The 18,043-nt window shown below is 67.3% G+C and carries 19 protein-coding genes and 2 pseudogenes; 6 read left to right on the top strand and 15 right to left on the bottom strand.

Annotated elements, in window-relative coordinates:
- Positions 1-65: 65 nt before the first annotated feature.
- Entirely contained in the window at positions 66-401 is a 336-nt protein-coding gene (locus NBG84_RS38455) for a hypothetical protein (RefSeq protein WP_250924369.1), read from the top strand.
- Between the two features lie 225 nt (positions 402-626).
- Positions 627-2,387, top strand: a complete 1,761-nt coding sequence (locus NBG84_RS38450) for a serine/threonine-protein kinase (protein ID WP_250924422.1) — start codon at positions 627-629, stop codon at positions 2,385-2,387.
- Positions 2,388-2,424: 37 nt separating this feature from the next.
- On the opposite strand, the gene NBG84_RS38445 is transcribed toward NBG84_RS38450, so the two are convergent.
- The 3 genes from NBG84_RS38445 to NBG84_RS38435 all read right to left on the bottom strand — a co-directional run bounded on the left by NBG84_RS38445 (position 2,425) and on the right by NBG84_RS38435 (position 6,903).
- On the bottom strand, positions 2,425-3,135 hold the full coding sequence (locus NBG84_RS38445; protein WP_250924368.1) for a WD40 repeat domain-containing protein: 711 nt from the start codon (positions 3,133-3,135) through the stop codon (positions 2,425-2,427).
- A gap of 698 nt (positions 3,136-3,833) precedes the next feature.
- Positions 3,834-5,387: a glycosyl hydrolase family 18 protein gene (locus NBG84_RS38440; RefSeq protein WP_250924367.1), complete on the bottom strand. Its 1,554-nt coding sequence runs from the start codon at positions 5,385-5,387 to the stop codon at positions 3,834-3,836.
- A gap of 1,165 nt (positions 5,388-6,552) precedes the next feature.
- Complete coding sequence (locus NBG84_RS38435; RefSeq protein WP_250924366.1) at positions 6,553-6,903, bottom strand: MerR family transcriptional regulator; 351 nt, start codon at positions 6,901-6,903, stop codon at positions 6,553-6,555.
- Positions 6,904-7,077: 174 nt separating this feature from the next.
- Between NBG84_RS38435 and NBG84_RS38430 the strand changes: the two genes are divergently transcribed.
- The gene (locus tag NBG84_RS38430; protein WP_250924365.1) at positions 7,078-7,881 is read left to right on the top strand and encodes an aminotransferase class IV family protein; all 804 of its coding nucleotides are present in this window, start codon (positions 7,078-7,080) and stop codon (positions 7,879-7,881) included.
- Positions 7,882-8,684: 803 nt separating this feature from the next.
- On the opposite strand, the gene NBG84_RS38425 is transcribed toward NBG84_RS38430, so the two are convergent.
- Positions 8,685-8,996, bottom strand: a complete 312-nt coding sequence (locus NBG84_RS38425; RefSeq protein ID WP_250924364.1) for a hypothetical protein — start codon at positions 8,994-8,996, stop codon at positions 8,685-8,687.
- 424 nt (positions 8,997-9,420) lie between these two features.
- On the opposite strand from NBG84_RS38425, the pseudogene NBG84_RS38420 reads away from it, so the two are divergent.
- Positions 9,421-9,579 (top strand): annotated as a pseudogene (locus tag NBG84_RS38420) (telomere-protecting terminal protein Tpg); the annotation flags it as partial.
- A gap of 120 nt (positions 9,580-9,699) precedes the next feature.
- On the opposite strand, the gene NBG84_RS38415 reads toward NBG84_RS38420, so the two are convergent.
- The 6 genes from NBG84_RS38415 to NBG84_RS38395 all read right to left on the bottom strand — a co-directional run bounded on the left by NBG84_RS38415 (position 9,700) and on the right by NBG84_RS38395 (position 14,512).
- Entirely contained in the window at positions 9,700-10,164 is a 465-nt protein-coding gene (locus tag NBG84_RS38415) for a molybdenum cofactor biosynthesis protein MoaE (protein ID WP_250924363.1), read from the bottom strand.
- A gap of 84 nt (positions 10,165-10,248) precedes the next feature.
- Positions 10,249-11,238 carry a GTP 3',8-cyclase MoaA gene (gene moaA / locus NBG84_RS38410; RefSeq protein ID WP_250924362.1) on the bottom strand — a complete coding sequence of 330 codons (990 nt, stop codon included), beginning with the start codon at positions 11,236-11,238 and terminating at the stop codon, positions 10,249-10,251.
- A 105-nt stretch (positions 11,239-11,343) separates the two neighbouring features.
- Complete coding sequence (locus NBG84_RS41295; protein ID WP_250924361.1) at positions 11,344-12,306, bottom strand: PDR/VanB family oxidoreductase; 963 nt, start codon at positions 12,304-12,306, stop codon at positions 11,344-11,346.
- Positions 12,299-13,195 (bottom strand): MOSC domain-containing protein, encoded by an 897-nt coding sequence (locus tag NBG84_RS38400; RefSeq protein ID WP_250924360.1) that lies wholly within the window; start codon positions 13,193-13,195, stop codon positions 12,299-12,301. Before NBG84_RS38400 ends, NBG84_RS41295 begins: the two co-directional genes overlap by 8 nt.
- 214 nt (positions 13,196-13,409) lie before the next feature.
- On the bottom strand, positions 13,410-13,820 hold the full coding sequence (locus NBG84_RS41760; RefSeq protein WP_425608780.1) for a RidA family protein: 411 nt from the start codon (positions 13,818-13,820) through the stop codon (positions 13,410-13,412).
- Positions 13,821-14,080: 260 nt separating this feature from the next.
- Entirely contained in the window at positions 14,081-14,512 is a 432-nt protein-coding gene (locus NBG84_RS38395) for a hypothetical protein (RefSeq protein WP_250924359.1), read from the bottom strand.
- Positions 14,513-14,543: 31 nt separating this feature from the next.
- On the opposite strand from NBG84_RS38395, the gene NBG84_RS41755 reads away from it, so the two are divergent.
- Positions 14,544-14,729 carry a transposase gene (locus tag NBG84_RS41755; RefSeq protein WP_425608783.1) on the top strand — a complete coding sequence of 62 codons (186 nt, stop codon included), beginning with the start codon at positions 14,544-14,546 and terminating at the stop codon, positions 14,727-14,729.
- Position 14,730: 1 nt separating this feature from the next.
- On the opposite strand, the gene NBG84_RS38390 is transcribed toward NBG84_RS41755, so the two are convergent.
- The 3 genes and pseudogenes from NBG84_RS38390 to NBG84_RS38385 form a co-directional block, all read right to left on the bottom strand.
- On the bottom strand, positions 14,731-15,081 hold the full coding sequence (locus NBG84_RS38390; RefSeq protein WP_250924358.1) for a recombinase family protein: 351 nt from the start codon (positions 15,079-15,081) through the stop codon (positions 14,731-14,733).
- Between the two features lie 73 nt (positions 15,082-15,154).
- Positions 15,155-15,427, bottom strand: a pseudogene (locus NBG84_RS41750) (zinc finger domain-containing protein); the annotation flags it as partial.
- A complete protein-coding gene (locus NBG84_RS38385; protein ID WP_250924357.1) occupies positions 15,414-15,851 on the bottom strand; it encodes a heavy metal-responsive transcriptional regulator in 438 nt (145 codons plus the stop codon). The gene NBG84_RS38385 and the pseudogene NBG84_RS41750, both read right to left, overlap by 14 nt.
- 81 nt (positions 15,852-15,932) lie before the next feature.
- Between NBG84_RS38385 and merB the strand changes: the two genes are divergently transcribed.
- Complete coding sequence (gene merB / locus NBG84_RS38380) at positions 15,933-16,904, top strand: organomercurial lyase (RefSeq protein WP_250924356.1); 972 nt, start codon at positions 15,933-15,935, stop codon at positions 16,902-16,904.
- A 4-nt stretch (positions 16,905-16,908) separates the two neighbouring features.
- Here the strand turns inward: merB and NBG84_RS38375 are convergent, their stop codons facing one another.
- Together NBG84_RS38375 and NBG84_RS38370 are read right to left on the bottom strand one after the other, a co-directional pair.
- A complete protein-coding gene (locus NBG84_RS38375) occupies positions 16,909-17,196 on the bottom strand; it encodes a hypothetical protein (protein ID WP_250924355.1) in 288 nt (95 codons plus the stop codon).
- A gap of 57 nt (positions 17,197-17,253) precedes the next feature.
- The gene (locus NBG84_RS38370; RefSeq protein WP_250924354.1) at positions 17,254-18,012 is read right to left on the bottom strand and encodes a GntR family transcriptional regulator; all 759 of its coding nucleotides are present in this window, start codon (positions 18,010-18,012) and stop codon (positions 17,254-17,256) included.
- Positions 18,013-18,043 lie beyond the last annotated feature (31 nt).

Raw genomic sequence — 18,043 nt, 5'->3', positions numbered from 1 at the left:
GCCTGGCGACCGGCGTACCATCATTCGGTTCCTCCCCTCGTTCCAGCGGACCGAAGGACATCCGAATGATTCTTCCCGAGTGGCTCAAAATCGTTGTTGAGCGTGAGTTTGACGAGGATCAGTGTGCCAGGGTCGCCGAGGTGATCACGGTCGTCAATGAGTCCACCTTCAGCGCGGAGGAGTTGAAGTGCGGGAAAGAGGTGGCGGAGTGGAGCGCACGGCTCGTCGGAGCGATCGTCATCTCCCACCGAGAGGGTTGGGACCTGGACATGATCCTCACGACGACGGCCTTGGACTGGCGAGATCTGTTGATGGGCACCGGGCTTGAACACGGGGACTGGCGCGAGGTGCTGGTGACGAAGTTGGCTGACCCCTCCGATCGCCGACCCCTGATCGGCTGAGCAGTCGTTGTATCCTTCCCCCCGCTGACGTCAGCGCAGCCGATCCCAGGAAGCCGTTCGGTGTCCCCTCCGGGTGTGGCAGAGTCGTGCGGGAGCGGTCAGTTGGGGGAGTTCCGGGGGTACGGTGACCGCGTTCTGGGCCCTGGCCAGGGTGTTGAGGGGGACTGCGTGGCGCAGGTGATCGATGGCCGGTTCGAGCTATTGGCACGGCTCGGCGGCGGGGGCATGGGACTGGTATGGCGAGCCCGTGACCTGGTGTTGCACCGTGAGGTGGCGCTCAAAGAAGTACGCCCGCCGGACCCGGCACTGGCCGAATTCGACCCCGATGCTGCTCGTGCGTTGCGTGCCCGCGTCTTACGGGAGGCGAGGGCACTGGCACGCATAGACCACCCCCATGTAGTGACCATTCACCACATCGTGGACGGCGGCGAGTACACCTATCCCTGGCTCGTCATGGAACTGGTCAGCGGGGGTTCACTCCAGGACCGGCTGGACCGGGATGGCCCCCTCACTCCCGAGGAGGCGGCCGAGGTGGGCCGCGGAGTGTTGGCCGGACTGCGGGCCGCGCACGCCGCGGACATCCAGCACCGGGACATCAAGCCCGCGAACGTCCTGCTACGACCGGACGGCCGTCCGGTGCTCACCGACTTCGGTATTGCGGCGATCCAGGGATCCACCGCCCTGACCATCGCGGGCTCTCTCATCGGCACCCCCGACTACATGGCCCCGGAACGGGTCGGGGGCGACGACGGCGATTCGGCGGCCGACCTGTGGTCATTGGCCCTGATGCTGTACGTGGCGGTGGAGGGACACAATCCGCTGCGCCGTGCGAACACGCTGGCTACCCTCGCGGCAGTCCTCAGCGAAGATGTGCCACCGGCGCGCAGGGCGGGCCCGCTGACCGCGGCGCTGAACGCCGTCCTGGTACGTGACCCAGCGGCCCGACCTGACGCCGAGGCACTGGATGGACTGCTGGAAGCGGTGGGTTCGAAGGTGGGGGCGCGTGTACCCAACACGCCGACCTCCTACCCTCTCGCGCCCCCGGCCCCGCCGCCTCCCTCGCCTGCATCACCCGGGCCGCCTGAATCGTCTGCATCACCCGGGCCGCCTGAATCGCCCCGGCGTCAGCCAGCCTGGCGAAGGCAGAGTTGGGCCTACTACGCGGCGGCCTTCGCCGCCCTGACGCTCGGTGGCGTGCTGTTGTGGACCTTCTATCCGGACGGCGACGACGGCGCGAAGGACAATCAAGCCGCCGGTGGCGGAGACGCTCCCACCGGATCTCCTGCCGCCCCGAAGATCACCATCGGGGTCAAGTCCGATATGCCAGGCTTCAGCGTTAAGGCTCCGGGTGGCGGCTTCACTGGCTTCGATGTGGATGTGGCGACCTATATCGCCGGTGAACTCGGCCATGAATCCAAGGACATCGAGTGGAAGGCGGTCAGCAGCGGCGATCGTGAAACCCTGCTCAAGAATGGCGGCGTGAACTTCCTTGTGGCCGCCTACGCGATCACAGAAGAGAGGAAGGAGACGGTCGACTTTGTCGGCCCCTATCTTGTGGCCCGGCAGGACGTTCTGATGCGTGTGGATGATATGACCATCGCCAGGCCATCGGACCTCAACGGCAAGAGGGTCTGCTCAGTCACCGGTTCCACCCCTTCGCGCACACTGGAGGCGAAGGGCGCACCGGACGCCGTGATGGTGGACCAACCCCGGTACTCCGACTGCCTGATTCAGCTGGCGAGCCGCAATGTCGACGCCATCACCACCGACGACGCCATCCTCGCCGGGTACGCCGCGAACACGGGCAAGTACCGGCTCGGCGGCTTTGGGCTGTCCGAGGAGCAGTACGGGATCGGTCTCCCGAAGGGCAGCGCCCTCAAGCCACAGGTCCAGAAGGCACTGGACAACATGGTGGACAGCGGGGCGTGGAAGAAGGCCATGCAGAAGAACCTCCCACTACTGCAGAGGGAGACACCGCAGTCGTGACCCGGGTCCTGGCCGAGTGCGGTGGAGTGCATGATGGCTATGCCTGGTGTCTGGAGGTGACCACCTCGTCGAAGCCGTACTCGGCGTGCGCGTCGGCGATGCCGAGGGTGGTGCGGCTGAGGGGATATTCGCACACGATTGGCTCGGTGCCGTCGTAGTCGACGAGTTTCCAACGGCTGCCGTCCTGGTCCACGAGCGGGCGGGTCAGGTCGTGGACGTCGCCGGTGGCTGGGTCCCTCCAACTCGTCGGTAGCTGGGCGGCATACCGGGCGGGCGCGTTGGTGCCGATGCGGCGGTGTTCTTCCAGGTCCCACACCCGCACTCGCTCGCCGCCAGCCACGGCGAGTGCGACCGGGCGCCCGTGTAACGTGCCGCAGGCCAGCGAGTTGATGACGCCGATGTCGCGGCTGTCGAACAGCGGCGGTCCGGCCTGGCGGCGACTGCGCAGGTCCCGCACCCGCACCCCGCCGCCCACCAAGACCGCGACCGGCCGTTGTTCAAGCTCCCCGTACGCCACGCCCCACACGGGTTGCGTGGCTGAGGGCGTGACGGGACGGCCCATCTGGCGGTGATCGAGCATGTCCCACACCCGGGCCGAGCGGTCTTCACCGAGGGTGAGCGCCACAGGCCGCCCCTCCACCAGAGCGCACACCACCTCCCTGACCCCGTCCCCACCCAGGGACGGGAGGATCTGCGGACCGAAACGCCTCGGAGAGGGCGGATCGGCCTTCTGGTGATACTCGGGCATCGGCACTCCTCATCAGTCTCGCCGGGGACCAGCAGCCGCGAAGGAACCGCGTGGGCCAAGGAGATCCTTTCCAAAACACCCACGTTCCAGCCACCCTTCCGCGGATGGTCGGGCGCACCTGCGGGCACCGGGCGCACCGGGCACCTGGCCCAGATGGCGACGTCGACAAGTGCCCTGTGGCGGACGGCGAATTCCCGCATACCCGGACCCGGAAGGTGCTGGGGTGGATGAAGCCGGGTTCGCGGAGCTGGATCGCGAGCCTCGGGCCGATGTGCTGGGGCCCGTGACCGTGGTGGTGCACGGTGAGCGGTTCAGCGTGCCGCTCACCGTCGGGGATGTGCGGTCCGCCCTGTCTGCGGAGCTCCGGCCGGTCTTTGACGGGGAGATCGCCGCGGCTGCTCCTGCCACGGTCGCCAGAAGAAGTGGCCCGAGCTGGGGTCAAGCCCCAAGGGAGCAGTCCGCCGGGGGCGGGAAACACCGAGCAGGGGCAGGTGCGGGGATCGCTTTCGTGGAGTTCGGTGAACGTACTCGGCGAAGCCGGTCATCCCTCCGGGGAGCCCGTGGGGTAGGGCGAGGCCCGTTGTGGTGGGCATCTCCTGCCACGGTGTTCGGATCGTCGGCGGCCCGGCGGGCGGGATCGGTTCCGTAGCCCCAGGTCAGGTGCTCCGGCCCGCCGGAGCCGCACGCGTCGGGGTCTTCTACCTGAGCCCGCGGTCGATCGCGTCGATCAGCTCCCCCTCGTCCGTGTCCCCGCGGAGGTTGGAGAGGAAAGCGCCACCGAGGCTGTACTGCTTGGCGTAGGCCATCTTCCCGACGACGGTGTCGGGAGTGTCGTACCCCCACCACAGGGAACCGCAGGTCGAGTAGGCCGAACCACCAAGTACGCGGGGTCCGGGACACCTTGTCTTGATGTTCCGGTAGTCCTCCAGGCCCATTCCGTAGTTGCCCCACGCGGGCCTGCTCGCCCGCCAACTGCTCCCGCTGGAGACGACTCCCTCCCAGCCCAGGGCATGGGAGGGAATCCCGAGGACCAACTTGTTCGGGTGGATGCCCCTGGCTCTCAGCTGTCCGAAGGTGTGGTGCACCGTCCACGGGCTGTCGTGCTCGTACGAGTAGACATGTGCTGGCGGGACCAGGTTCTGGGTGCCGGGGTCGGTAGGCCGGAGGTAGTCGTACGACTCGACGTTGAACCAATCCACGTAAGGGGCGGCTCCCGGATAGTCGTAACTGATGACGCCGTGGTCTGCATTGAAGGTCGTGGTGACGATCTGGTTTCCGAATGCGGTACGGAATGCCTGTGTCATGGTTTTTACAGTGGAGGGGCCACCGTTGTCACAGGTGTTGGTGTATTCGCACTTCCAGGGAAGATCCCAGTCCAGGTCGATTCCATCGAATACCCCGGCCCAGCGGGGGTCGTTCACCAGTTGGGCGCAGGATGTGGCGAAAGCGGCCGGATCCTGCATGGCCTGCCGGAATCCGCCGGAGTTCTCGGGGCCGCCGAAGGACCAGATGATCTTCAAGGAAGGGTATTGCAGCTTGAGTTTCCGCAGTTGGTTGATTTGGCCGCTCAGGGGCTGGTCCCAGGTGTCCGCCCGGCCGTCGACGCTCCGTTCCGCCTGGAAAGTCTTCTCCAGCGCGGTGTAGGTGTCCCCGACGGCGCACTTGCCGCCTGTCACCTTGCCGTAGGCGTAGGTGAGATGGGTGATCTTTGCGGCAGTGCCGCTGGTGACTACGTCCTTGACCTGGTAGTCCCGTATGTAGCCGCTCTTGGCGTGAAAGACTCCCAGCTTCACGGGGTTCGCGGGAGGCGGCGTGGCGGCCCCGTTCGTACGGGCCTTGACGATGACTCGTGGGCTGATCCGCCAGTCGACCCCCACGGCGCTGACGGCGAACTCGTAGTCGGTAGCCTTGTCGAGCAGGTGAGGAGTCGTAAACGTGGTCGAGGCGCTTTGGTAGGTGGTCGTTCCCACGTGCCTCGAAATGACTTCTACGTTGTAGTAGGGGATGTCGCGCGGATAGGTGGATGGCGTCCAGCTCAGGGTGACGGCGGTGTCGGTGACCGCGCTGATCTTCACATCGCCCGGTGCGGTTGGGTAGACGTCGTCGACCGCCCGGCCGAAGGTGCTGCTGTCGGCGTTGGTGACTGCCTGGGCGGGAGTCGTCAGGCCGATGAGCGCCAAGGGAAGAAGCAGCCATAAGGCCGCTGCGAAACATCCCTCTCTGATCCGCGTGGCGAGAATTTCGAATCTCACGTTCGATCTCCTTTAGCTGGGTCGGGGACCGCCCGAGGGGAGTGAAGCTGGTCGCGGTGGCCCGGTGAATGCCCGGCGCGGCCGCCAGAGACGCACAAATGGACCAGACGAGAAGCGCCGCCGCTACGGCCGGTTTGATCCGGTCTCCTGCTGAAGCGAGCGCTGCGTATGCCAACTCCTAAAAGTGCTCCCCTGCGTGGATGTCCGATAGCCGGAAATGAGCGGAGTAGGCGCCTGTGCCTGTGCTTCTGTGTCGGCGCCCCGGCAACAAGGCCGGTTGGGACATTAGGAGAGACGGCGCCCCGGGTCAATCGCTGCGGATTGATTGCCGACAAATGAGAACTCACTCATTCCCGCCCGGCCTTGTACCGACTGCGCCAATGAGATTCTTGGCCGATCACGTCGAGCGTTCACCCACTCGACCTCCGAACTGCGAAGACAGCACCGTCGTCGCTGGCTGACGCAGTTGAGTATTCCGCCGAGACGATCAGAGATAAAAACCCTGGGACCGCTTCCGGCCAGGTCCAGTGTGCAAATCCGTGAAAGGCTGCGGCGGGCTTCCTGGGGGAGGGGCCCGGCGAAGCTCTCGTCCGCCGCGAGCGGGTGGTGATGGTCCGGCCAGCGATGCAGCGCCTGAGCCGCGAAGGTGAGCCCAACTGACGGCGACCGTCGCGCGGACCGCATTCAGCAACTCCACGGCCGCCGTACGCGGACCAAGCTGCTCGCCGTCGGCGCCCCGGTGGGCGGCGAGCAGTCTGCACCACGGTGGCCTGCCCCGAAGGAACACCCGCGTACCGCATCTCCTCGATCAGCGGACCGAGCCGACTCTCCTGCCACTTCCTGGCCCGGCGCGCCCGCAGACAACGCGGACCCACCGCTGCGAAACCGTCCCACCGGTGTGTACTGCTGCCGACCCGGTGAACATGTCCCGACAGGGGCTTTGCCGCACAGAGCACTGTCCCAGTGAACGCGCCCGACGGGGTGGCCGGACTTCGGAGCGGTAGTCGTACGGAGGGCCGAGTTCCCGTGGACGTGCTTCGGTCCGGCAGACGCGGAACACCGCCGCCCAGGAGCCCGATCCACCCTCCTGACCACGGGGTTGGTAGCCCAGAAACCATCTGGCCCTAGCCGTCATCCGCACGCGGCTTCGCTCCTGATGACCTAGCTACCGCACGCGCTCCACCAGCAATCCCGCGAGTGCCGCGCGCCGCTGACCCAGTTCCTCGATGCGCTCGTCGGCGGCGGTCAACTCCGCCCCCAGGATCGCCCGCACGTCCACGCACAGCTCCACCTCGGGCCGCTCACCTCGGACACACGGCAGCACCTCGCGGATCACCCCGGTGGACAGACCCGCCGCCAGCAGCGCGCGGACCTGCCGCACAGCAAGCACCGCGCCCTCGTCGTAGTCGCGGTAGCCGTTGGCGCCGCGCCCTGCGACGAGCAATCCCTGCTCCTCGTAGTACCGCAGCAGCCGAGAGGCGACCCCGGTGCGCTGCGACAGTTCCCCGATCAACATCCGTCCCGCCCCATCCCTGCTTGACCTTCTCACCGATGTGAAGGCATAACGTCAGCCCGTGAGCGCGTGTTCCGCGCGGCGAGTCCCACGGGGCGGCCCCGGCCGCCGTCGCGGGAGGGCCCGCAGGGACAGTCGCCGTGTCCGTTCCCATTCCCTAGCGCCGGAGTTCATGACATGAGTTCCTTCGTCGTTCACCGCGACGGCCGGGCGGTGACCGCCGAAGACCTGGCGCCGCTGGTCTTCGCGGGCCACGCCCACTTCACCGCCCTGCAGGTCCGCGACGGCCGGGTCCGCGGCCTGGACCTGCATCTGGAGCGACTGCGGGCCGCGTCGGTGGAAATGTTCGGCCGTGCCCTGCCCGACGACCGGGTCCTGTCCCATCTGCGGACGGCGGTGGCGGCCGGCCCCGCCGACCTGTCGCTGACGGCGACGGTGTACTCACCCGTCGGCGAGTTCACCGTCGCCCCTCCTGAGATGGAGCCCCGGATGCTGATCCGCACCGGACCGGCCGCGTCCGGCCCCGCCGGTCCGCTCGCACTGGCGACCGTGACCCACGAACGGTTCCTACCCTCCGTGAAGCATGTCGGCGAGGCGGCCAAGACACACCTCCTGCGCCGGGCAGTCGCAGAAGGCTTCGACGACGCGGCCTTCGTGGACCGGCGAGGCAGACTCAGCGAGGCATCCATCTGGAACCTTGCCTTCTGGGACGGCGACGCGGTGGTGTGGCCCGTGGCCGGGATGCTGCACGGGACCATGATGGGCATCGTCCGCCGACAACTGGAACGTGCCGGCGTACCCCAGCACAACCGCGAGGTCACCCCCGCCGACCTACCGGACCTGGCCGGGGCCGTGGTCATGAACTCCTGGACACCGGCAATCGCCGTCCACCGCATCGGCCCGCACCCCCTGCCCCAAGCACCGGCATTCGTGCAACTCCTCCACCGCGCCCACCAGGCCGAACCCCTCACCCTGCCCTGATCCCGACCAACGTGCTGGACCCCGCGCCTGCCGCCAGAGGCACCAGGCGGCAAACTCGCCCCCGAGCAGAGCTCCGAGGCCGACCCAGCGCACACCCCAGTGCCAGCGCGGGGACTGCGCGTTCAGCCAATTCCCGCGGTCACTCCCGCTCTCCAGACGGTGTTCCGGACGAAGGCGGCCTTTTCGGACCCCGTCGACGGCGACCTTCCGCTTCTTCCCCTCCACGTCGCCGAGGCCGACTTCGGGAGTGAGAGCGGCCACCGAGCCGGTGGTGACGTTGTGATCAGACAGGTCGTGTGGTCGCCGGTGGTGATCTGGCCGGCAGAGCCGACTGGACCAGGAAGCGCGTGAAGAACGCAGCCTCGGCGACCATCCCGTACCGCTCAATCCCTTTGTCGGTCGCATCCGGATTGCGAAAGGTCCCCAGCACACTCTCCCAGGCAGCAACCGAGCCGCCCCCGCTCAGTCATTCGAACGGCTTGTCACTCCAGCGGAACCATGCCCGATCGTCCTCTACATGCAGCAAGAACTCCGCCACCGTGCCCGATGGAGCCACCCCCTCACTCCGCAACGCCCCAACCCTGGGCCTTGCAGTCACCCCAAAACCCGCAACCCCTACCACGTTCAGATGCCCGGCCGGGGTTTCCCGGCCGGGCACCTGCGTACGGTCGTGCGCGGCCCGGCTTGCCTCGTGTGCCGACACCGACGGACATGCCCCAGGGTGGGGGAAAAGCCACAGCAGGGCGGTGACCGGAGGGGTCAGATTCGGTCGGGGCGGGTGTTGTGGTGCGCAACCGGGAGGGTCACAGTGCTGCGCGGCGACAGGCCTCGTCGGAGATGGTCACGGGTATGCCCTGGAGGAACAGCAGTTCGTAACAGGTCTCGTAGGCCAGCGGGAGCGCGGTTGCACCGGCCACGCAGCCGAGGCTGGAGTAGATCCCGCCGTAGCCGAGCCCCGAGAGGTAGGAGTAGCAGTCGGACGTTGTGTAGGGAGCGAGTGGTGTCGATCCGGCGGCGGACGGGGCGGCTTGGGCGGTCGGCGCGGCGAGGACCGCGCCCGTCAGAAGAAGTGGCAGTGCTGCGGTGGCGGCGGCGATCCGATGGGACAAGCGCATGATGGTCACCCAGAGTCTCATGGTCACGTGCACGGTTTGCCGCCCACCCGAAGACGGGCGGCGGCCGGCGGGAACGTCGACCTGCCTGTCACAGTAGGACCAGGCCGACAGGCGGCACAGGGCGCAGCAGGGGCGTGAAGCATGCCATTCGGGGAGCACCACAACAGGCACCCAATATCATGGTTGTGCGCCGTAGCCCTCAGCCGCGCACACGACCTGGAGCATGTCCTCAATGCCGGGACACGGAGCTGGTATTCCGCGCCGCCGCTGACCATCGCACAGCGCGAGAACTCCCAGGTGTCGGTGGTGTGAGGCACCGGTCGAACCTCAGTTGGCGGTCACCGTTCGCGATCACCAGGGGCAGATGGAGCGCCGGCAGTGATCGAGAGTCCTGCCGCGCCCTCACCCGCCAGCAAGCCGCCGCACCGACCAGGACTGCATCCGCCACCTCACCGTCGCCCTGCCCCCGCAGTACGCCGCCCGCCTCTTCAACACCCAGCGGGCTGGGACCAGCGCCCAGCAGCTCCAGGAGATCGCAGCCGCAGCCCTCAAAGAGGTCTACTTCCAGGACGGCGGCCGCCGCGTCTCGCCGCGAAGCCGGGGGTCACCGAGATGGAGCGTTTCGAGGAGTTCGTTGCCGAGCAGCGGTTTCGAGCGCGGTCCCTGTCGCACCGTCAGGTTGAGCGTCGTGACAGTGTCCCTGTCAACACGCTCCAACCCACTTTGCTGTCCCGTCCGCGAACGTCTGATGCTTCCAGATCGGCACCTCGTGCTTGAGTGTGTCGATCAGCTCGCGGCATGCCGCGAACGCCTCCGCACGGTGAGCGCAGGAGACGGCGACGACGACCGCCAGGTCACCCACCTTCAGGTCGCCAGTGCGGTGGACCGCCGCGAGCGCTCGTACCAGATATTTGGCGACGACCTTCTCCGCGACCCGGCGCAGTTCCGCCTCGGCGAGCGGATGCGCCGAGTAGCTGAGCGCGCCGACATCCGCGCCCATGTCGTGGTTGCGGACCGTGCCGACGAACAGGGCCGTGCCGCCCGCCGCGTCGTCGCCGACCGACTGGAAGACCTCGTCCAGGGAGAGCGGGGTGTCCCGGATCTCCAGCAACCGGATGGGCGCCCGATGCGCCTGTTCGCCCGGGTGGTCAGACCTGCCGTTGCTCATCTCTTCCTGCGTCTCCTCTACCGATCACCCGCCGCCAGGGTTCTCACCCCTACGCACTGGATTCCGCTGACCTGTCGTGGACCGTCAGCCGCCGATCGCCGACATGGGCCGGTCCGGCTGGACGAAGGCCGGGTCGTCCAGGCCCGCGCCGGCCTTCTTGCCCCACATCGCGAGGCGCCAGATGCGGGCCACCTCTTCGTCGGGGGCGCCGGCGCGCAGGGCGGCGCGCAGATCGGTCTCCTCGCGGGCGAACAGACAGGTGCGGACCTGGCCGTCGGCGGTGAGGCGGGTGCGGTCGCAGGCGGAGCAGAAGGGGCGGGTGACGGAGGCGATCACCCCGACGCGGTGCGGGCCGCCGTCCACCAGCCAGCGCGCGGCGGGCGCCGAGCCGCGGATCTCCTCGCCCTCGGCGGTGAGGGCGAAGCGGGTGCGCAGGGAAGCCAGGATGTTCCCGGCGGTGATCATGCCGTCGCGCTTCCAGCCGTGCTGGGCGTCCAGCGGCATCTGCTCGATGAGGCGGAGCTCGTAGTCGTGCTCGACGGCCCAGGCCAGCAGGTCGGGGGCCTCGTCCTCGTTCAGGCCGGGCATCAGGACCGAGTTGACCTTCACCGGGGTCAGCCCCGCTTCACGGGCTGCCACCAGGCCCTCTATGACGTCCTTGTGGCGGTCGCGGCGGGTGAGGGTCTTGAAGACGTCGGCACGCAGGGTGTCGAGGGAGACGTTGACCCGGTCCAGGCCCGCCGCCTTCAGGGCGGACGCCGTCCGTTTCAGACCTATCCCGTTGGTGGTGAGCGATATCAGGGGACGGGGGCGGAGAGCCGCGGCTCGCTCCACTATGCCTACCAGGCCGGGGCGGAGCAGGGGCTCACCGCCCGTGAAACGGACCTCCTCGATCCCGAGGGCGGTCACCGCGATGTCGATGAGGCGGACGATCTCGTCGTCCGTGAGCAGGTCGGGTTTGGCCAGCCACCGCAGCCCCTCCTCGGGCATGCAGTACGTACAGCGCAGATTGCAACGGTCGGTGAGCGAGACCCGCAGGTCCTTGGCCACCCGGCCGTAGGTGTCGATGAGCATGTGGGCCCTCACTCCCTTCCTCCGCGTCCCTCTCCGTCTCTCGTTCAGCCCTGCGGAGTGCACTGGTTGTTGCCAACCGATTTAGGGGACGGTAGCCAGCAAGCCTCAAATGTCGATTGATATACGCGGACCCAGAGATCTGGACACGCAGGGGTACATGTATGAATTTTCTGCCCGTTCTTCGTCGGTGAGAATGACATCGCGGTGGTCGACCTCACCTTGAGAAACGGGAATCTCACACGTTCCGCAACTTCCTTCTGTGCAGGAGAAGGGAAGATCGAAACCGCGGCAATTGAGGGCCTCGAGAAGAGATTCGTCTGATTGCACCACGAAGATGTCGCCGGTCGAGAGGATCTCCACTTCGAACGGTTCGCTGATGCCGTCCGCAGCCTTGAACTCGGCCCCCGCGAAGCGTTCGAAGTGGAACGAGGTGATCCCACGACTGGTTGCCAGCGCTTGGCAAGCGTCGATGAAAGGCGCTGGGCCGCAGCAGTAGATCGCTGTGGCTGTATCTGCTGCTTCGATGAGAACTGCTGGGTTGGGTACGCCGTCTCGGTCATCGAAGTGGAAATGGACATCAGGCGACTCGCGTAGGATGTCGAGGAAAGGGGAATCGGCTGCGTGACGGTTCGCAAAGAAGACTTGGTGCGGTTTTCCAGCACGCCTCACGGCGGAGACCATTGGCAGAATGGGCGTAATTCCGATTCCGCCGGCGAGGAAGAGATACGACTCTGCCTCAACGAGTTGGAAACGATTGCGGACGCGGTGGATCGTAAGTTGATCGCCGTTTTTTAGATTGGCGTGCATGTATTCGGAGCCGCCGCGACTGTCCCTCTCCCTTCGCACCGCGAACTGATAGACATGCCTGTCCGCGGGGTTCCCGCACAACGAGTATTGACGTAGCCCGACTCCCGGGATATCGATTTCGACGTGCGCGCCCGGCGCCCAGAGTGCCAGGGGGCCAGCGTCACGACCGGCCACCTCCACCACCTTGACCGACGGCGACGCCTGCATGATGCTGACGACCCGCACGGCCACTTGCTGGTCCGCTCGAACACGGTCATCCACGGCCTACTCCGTCCCGATCAGCCACGGCTTCGGATCGGTGCACAACGGAAACCGGGTCACCAAGGCTCACCGCGCCCTCATCTCGAGGGGTGACGTAGATGCCCAAACAGCCGAGTCGGCCGTAGGGTGGTACGTCGAGTGTGTTGTGCCGGTTGATGGCCCGAAGTTGGCCCCGGTCGAGTGGCAAGGGGCCATGTTGCAATGTGGTCATGATGCAGCGGGGCGTCGGCAGATCCACGGACACCGTCACGTCGCCCATCGTGACGTCCGATCCCACCCAATCCTGTTCTGCAAGCTCGGCTCCTTCTATCTCAACGAGAACATTCGAGCGATACCGATGTGGCTCGATGCCGCCCTCATTCCCGCGTAGCTGTGCGAGCCCCCGCAGCGACGCTGTCGAGAGCACGTGCATGGGTGAGAAGTCGACAAAGTTCAGTCGCCTGTGTTTGGCCATGTCGATGTCTTCGGCAGCCTCCGCTTCCCTTTCCAGGAAGGTGCCGTCGTCTGTTCTTGCGTAGGTCGTTCGAATGAACTCGTAACGTGCGTCGTCGGGCATCTGATCTAGGAGCCGAACCTGACGACCCAAGAAGGTGGAGAGTGTCTGGTCAACATCGCGATCACTGCGCACGGTAGATCCATCCGGCAACGTGATCTCAACAGGCGGCATGGTGTCATCGTGCAGGCTCGGTTCCTCCAGATAGCGAGCAGTCATTGTGAGAAGCCGTGCCCATTTTCTAGGGTTTTTCGCCGCGACAATCACCCCGGTCTCGACATCCTGAAGGGCGTAGGCTCGATCTCCGACGATCCCCGTCCTACCGACATTGAATGAGGACGCAGTCTCTCCGATGAGGGACTTGACCGGATATCTTGTCAACTCGATAACATGCATGTGTTTTCTGTCATCCTTGATCGCGCCAGTCTCGATCTGAAAGTCAATCGAGCGGAGTGAATACGGGTGCGCGTGGCAGCCCCAGCGACATCTGCAGGCGGGGCATGCGAACGCCAAGCGTTGCGCTACTCAGTCCCTCTGCCCGCAGATAAAGCGCTGCGAGGTGTCCATGCGGGACTCTCCCAAGACGAACTGAATAGCACTCGCTGCCTTCTCATGCACTCGAGCGCGCGATCGCTGCAATCTCCAACAACTGGTCAGGGTGCGCGAGTCTGGTCACCCCGACCGCCGTGCAAGCAGGCCGGTGCACTCCTGCCCAAGCAGCGAGTACATCTAGATTCGCTGAGAAGCCTGCCAAGTCTGTCGCGAACACATTGAGCACGAGAAGGTCCGAACGACTTGCATGACACTGCTTCAGCGTGAGGTCCAACATCTTGAGGATGAACGAAAACTGCTGACGCAGATCGCCGACCCCCACCACGGACCACTGACCCCTGGAACCCTGCAGTGGTGTTAGCCCAGAAATCTGCAACTGGCCGCCATAGGAAACTGCACTGGCTACGCCACGCGTTACTAGGTAGTCCGGGTCGATGCCACCGGTTGAGACGTCATGACGAACAATCACAGGGATGCCCTCCGAACCGTCGAAATTACGGGGGCCGCCCCTCGCGCAGATCGATAAACGCGGCTGAGAAACGGCTCATCCTCGCTTGTGGTGAGATCACCAGCGAGGGCATCGGCGACAACGTAGAACACAGATGGGTGCCTGTCAAGCAAGGCTCCAGGTGTCCCGCTGACGCCGGATTGTCCAAGGCCAAGCCGGAGGACCAGGGCGTTTCGTTTGGGCCAAGTGGTCGTTGGTCCGGGTGTGCCGTTGACTGGTGCTCAGTGGGCGCGGATCGAGCCGTTGCTGCCGGATCGGACACCTCGGGGAGGTGGCCGGTGCAGATCCCGCGGATTTCGGCCGGTGCCAGGCTGACCGCCCGGCTGCGCGATGCGGCCGGGCGCCGCACAGGGGATGCCGGCTCCGCGGTCATCCAGGCCGCGCGGGATCTGCATCTGTCCTGGCCGACCGTGATGGAAGCCTTCCGCACGCAGGCCCGCGACGTCACCGAGGCTCCTCTGCCCAGGGTCGCAGTCCTGGGCATCGACGAGACCCGGCGCGGACGGCCCCGTTGGGAACAGGATGCGGATACCGGCAAGTGGCGCCTGGCCCGGAACCGGTGTCACACCGGGTTCGTCGACGCAGTCGGCCACGGCGGGCTGATCGGACAGGTCGAGGGCCGCACCGGCGCCGACCGCCACCAAGCCAGCCACGCCCGCTGGAAGTTCCTCACCTGGTGCGCAGATTCCGACATCCCCGAAGTCCGCCAGTTCGCCACCACACTCGACCGCTGGTGGCCCGAGACCGCCGCGTTCATCGACACGACACAGCAACGCCAGGAACGAAGGGACCAACCGCGTGATCAAGCTCGTCGCCCGCAACGCGTTCGGCTTCCGCAACGCCGACAACCAGCATCTACGGACACGCTGAGTCACCACCCGCCGAGCCAACGGAGACCTCCGCACCGCTCAACTTGGAAGACCCACACTTCGACGACAGCTCGACGCCACCCTGCCGACGTCAGTCCGCACACTTCCTCGCCGGTAGTCGCAACCGCCGCTGGGTGCGGCGGATCGGGCGCCGCACCCTTGAACTGGCGGGCCAGCGCCAGCGCCTTCTCCAACTCCGGCCGGACCTTGACACGGGTGCTGATCCGCTCGGAGAAGACCTTGTGGCACTCCGCCCGGCGAAGGGCTTCGAGCTGGCTCGCCAGCTCTCGGCGGGCGGCCGACGTGCGGGCGTACCCGATGCGGACCGGCCGCTCGGCGCGAGGGGCGGGCACGACGGCACGCGCCGGGTGCTGCTTCCATGTCCCGCCGGGGGCGGTCGGCCGGGACGGGGATTTCCAGTTCCTCGCGGAGCGCGGGGACAAGGACGAAGCGCGGGGTGTGGTACTTCGCGGCGGTTTTCCCGCCCCGGGTGCGGCAGGCACTGCCGGCCGGTGCGTCACAGTTCGGGCAGACGTGACGCTCTATCGCCAATGCTGCTTGATCGGGCGTGAAACCCGTGGCGGCAGTCTCTGAGAAGTGCGCCGCACAAAGCGGGAGTTTCGAGAGGACTTCTGCAAGTGGCGCCTGTGGAAACGTGATCGCCCCGGGGGCTCTCGCGGAACTCTCACAGGTGGTCATTCGCGAGAGACGGCGGGGGCTGGTCGACGGGTGGGGTGAGGATGGTGCAGATGTCGTCCTCGGCGCAGGCGGCCGGGTCGGTCGCGGCGGCCCGCCTGGCGAGGCCGCGCAGCGCGTCGCGGGTCTTGGCCAGTTCGGCGAGGCGGCGTTCGATGTCGTCCAGGCGAACGCTGATCAGCGTGGTGACGTGCGCGCACGGGGCCTGGCCGCTGTCGCGGAGCACGAGGACGGAGCGGATCTCCGCGAGGGTGAGGCCGGCGCCCTGGGCGTCACGGATGAAGGCGAGGCGGGCGGGACTGTGGGCGGGGTAGTCGCGGTAGCCGCCGGGGGTGCGGGGCGGCTCGGGAAGCAGACCGCTCTGCTCGTAGAAGCGGATGGTCTTGGCGGTCAGCCCGCTCGTGGCCGCGAGGTCGCCGATGCGCATACCTCAACGCTACGCCTTGACCTTCCAGTGCACTGGAAGGTCTAGCGTCGGGGTGTACGCAAGGGACTGGGAGGACGCGCGATGAGGATCACGGTACTGACGGTTGCGGACTGCCCGAACGCGGCACCGGCCGTCGAGCGGGCCACCGCCGCGCTCGACGGCCGCACGGCCGAGGTGGAACTGGTCGTGGTGCACGACCAGGCCCAGGCCGCCGAGTACGGGATGACCGGCTCGCCGACCATCCTGCTCGACGGCGTCGATCCCTTCGCATCCGAGGGCGCGCTGCCGAGCGTGTCCTGCCGCCTGTACCGGGACGCGGACGGCACGGTGTCGGGGGCGCCGAGCGAAGCCGCTCTGCGCGAGGCGCTCGCGGGCGCGGGCGTGTGCCAGCCCCTCCTACCGGGCGACCGCTGCGAGAGCGACGCGCTCGGCGTGGTCGGCCGCGGAGGCCGGGGGCGCCGGGCCCCCGCCGAGCGGGGACTGCGCGCGGTGCACCAGGCCGTGCTGCGGCACTTCGCCGCCAACGGAACCGCACCGGAGCCGGCCGTGCTGGAGCCCGCCGCCGGGGCGGGCCGCTCCGCCCGGGAGGTGCTGGACGAACTCGCCGCAGAGGACTTCCTGACCCTGGACGAGCAGGGACGCATCCGCGCTGCCTACCCCTTCTCCGCCGTCCCGACCCGGCACCGGGTACGGATCGACGGAGGCGCCGAGGTCTGGTCGATGTGCGCGATCGACGCGCTCGGCATCCCGGCGATGCTCGGCCGGGACGTGGTGATCTCCACCTCGGACCCGGTGACCGGTTCGCCGGTCACCGTCACCACCCGCGGCGGGAAGACGATGTGGGAACCGCGGGAAGCGGTGGTGTTCGTCGGCCAGCGGCCAGGCGGCGGACCTGCCGCCGCGACCTGCTGCGACGCGCTGAACTTCTTCACCGGCGATGCCTCCGCCCGTGCCTGGGCCGAGGAGCATCCGGAGGTTCCCGGCCGCGTCGTCGGCCAGGACCGGGCCGGTGAAATCGCCCGCCAGACCTTCGGTCCCCTGCTGGATCCCTGACCGCTCACGGAGTTCCCGGGGTGACGTGAGGGTCGTTCGGGTCCATGCTGCGCGCGCTCCAGGTGCCCCGATGCTGCCGCAGGTCCGGCATCCGGTCCCAGAAGTGGGTGCGGACCGCGGAGTCGTAGTCCAGCTCCCTGAACCGCGGACACCCGCCCGGTCCGGTATCGGCGGAGATCTCCGCCGGGCGTTCGGCGAGGTCCTTGTGCTGGAGGACCGGGAGTTCGCGAGGCCCGCCCGGCCGCCGGGTTCGTGCCTTCGCGGGCCCGAGCCCGGCGAGGAGGACCTTCACCGGGGTCGGGCCCGTCTCAGGCCGGCGGTCGGCCGGGGCTCCGGGCCGGCCGTGGGGTCACCTGCGCAGCAGGAGGGAGGTGACGCGCAGCCGGCCGCTGTGGATCCAGACGTCGGAGTACTCCACAGGCCGTTCGTCGGCGAGGTAGGTCACCTGCTGGAGGTACTGTACGGGGCCGCCCGCCGTCAGGGTCAGGGCTTCCGCCACTTCGGGGGAGGCGGCCTCGGCGCTGAAGGTGCGCCGGGCCGTGGCGATCTTCAGGCCGTAGGTGCCCTCCAGCACGCCGAAGAGACTGGATTGCGTGAAGTCGGTCTGTTCGATACCGGGCGCGAGGTCGGTGCGGACGAAGTTGAACAGCAGCGCGACCGGTCCCTCCGTGGTGCTGCGTACCCGTACCAGTCGCAGGACCCGCGTCGTGCGGGACACGTCGAGCAGTGCGGCGACGGGCGGCGGCGGAGTGATCAGCGAGCACTCCCGCACCACCGTGGAGGTGACGACACCCTGGCTGGCGAAATCCTCCGACAGGGTGCTGAGCTTCTGGGCAATGGCTGGTTCGATCACCGTGGATGTGACGAAGGTGCCGCGCCCCCGCACCTGCCGCAGCAGACCCTCCTCGATGAGGGTCACCAGGGCGCGCCGCAGGGTGCCGCGGCTGACACCGAACTCCTGGGACAGCTCCGGCTCGGCCTTGAGCCGGTAGTGCGCCGGCCACTCACCGCTCGCGATGCGCAACCGGATGTGCTCCGAGATCTGGGTGTGGATGGCCGTGGGGACGTCGCGCCTGATGTCGGGGAGATCCCCTTCGTCGGCCGTCACGGTGGCACGTCTCCTTCCGGGAGAATGGTGC

It is taken from the genome of Streptomyces albipurpureus (assembly GCF_023701525.1).
Lineage (GTDB): Bacteria > Actinomycetota > Actinomycetes > Streptomycetales > Streptomycetaceae > Streptomyces > Streptomyces albipurpureus.
Note: the sequence above shows the minus strand (reverse complement) of the source record. Positions and strands in the feature narration are given on the sequence as shown.

Coding starts and splice junctions, on each gene's coding strand:
- NBG84_RS38455 (WP_250924369.1), top strand. CDS start 66: ATGATTCTTCCCGAGTGGCTCAAAATCGTTGTTGAGCGTGAGTTTGAC.
- NBG84_RS38450 (WP_250924422.1), top strand. CDS start 627: ATGGGACTGGTATGGCGAGCCCGTGACCTGGTGTTGCACCGTGAGGTG.
- NBG84_RS38445 (WP_250924368.1), bottom strand. CDS start 3,135: ATGCCCGAGTATCACCAGAAGGCCGATCCGCCCTCTCCGAGGCGTTTC.
- NBG84_RS38435 (WP_250924366.1), bottom strand. CDS start 6,903: ATGTTGATCGGGGAACTGTCGCAGCGCACCGGGGTCGCCTCTCGGCTG.
- NBG84_RS38430 (WP_250924365.1), top strand. CDS start 7,078: ATGAGTTCCTTCGTCGTTCACCGCGACGGCCGGGCGGTGACCGCCGAA.
- NBG84_RS38425 (WP_250924364.1), bottom strand. CDS start 8,996: ATGCGCTTGTCCCATCGGATCGCCGCCGCCACCGCAGCACTGCCACTT.
- NBG84_RS38415 (WP_250924363.1), bottom strand. CDS start 10,164: ATGAGCAACGGCAGGTCTGACCACCCGGGCGAACAGGCGCATCGGGCG.
- moaA (WP_250924362.1), bottom strand. CDS start 11,238: ATGCTCATCGACACCTACGGCCGGGTGGCCAAGGACCTGCGGGTCTCG.
- NBG84_RS38400 (WP_250924360.1), bottom strand. CDS start 13,195: ATGCATGTTATCGAGTTGACAAGATATCCGGTCAAGTCCCTCATCGGA.
- NBG84_RS38385 (WP_250924357.1), bottom strand. CDS start 15,851: ATGCGCATCGGCGACCTCGCGGCCACGAGCGGGCTGACCGCCAAGACC.
- merB (WP_250924356.1), top strand. CDS start 15,933: ATGAGGATCACGGTACTGACGGTTGCGGACTGCCCGAACGCGGCACCG.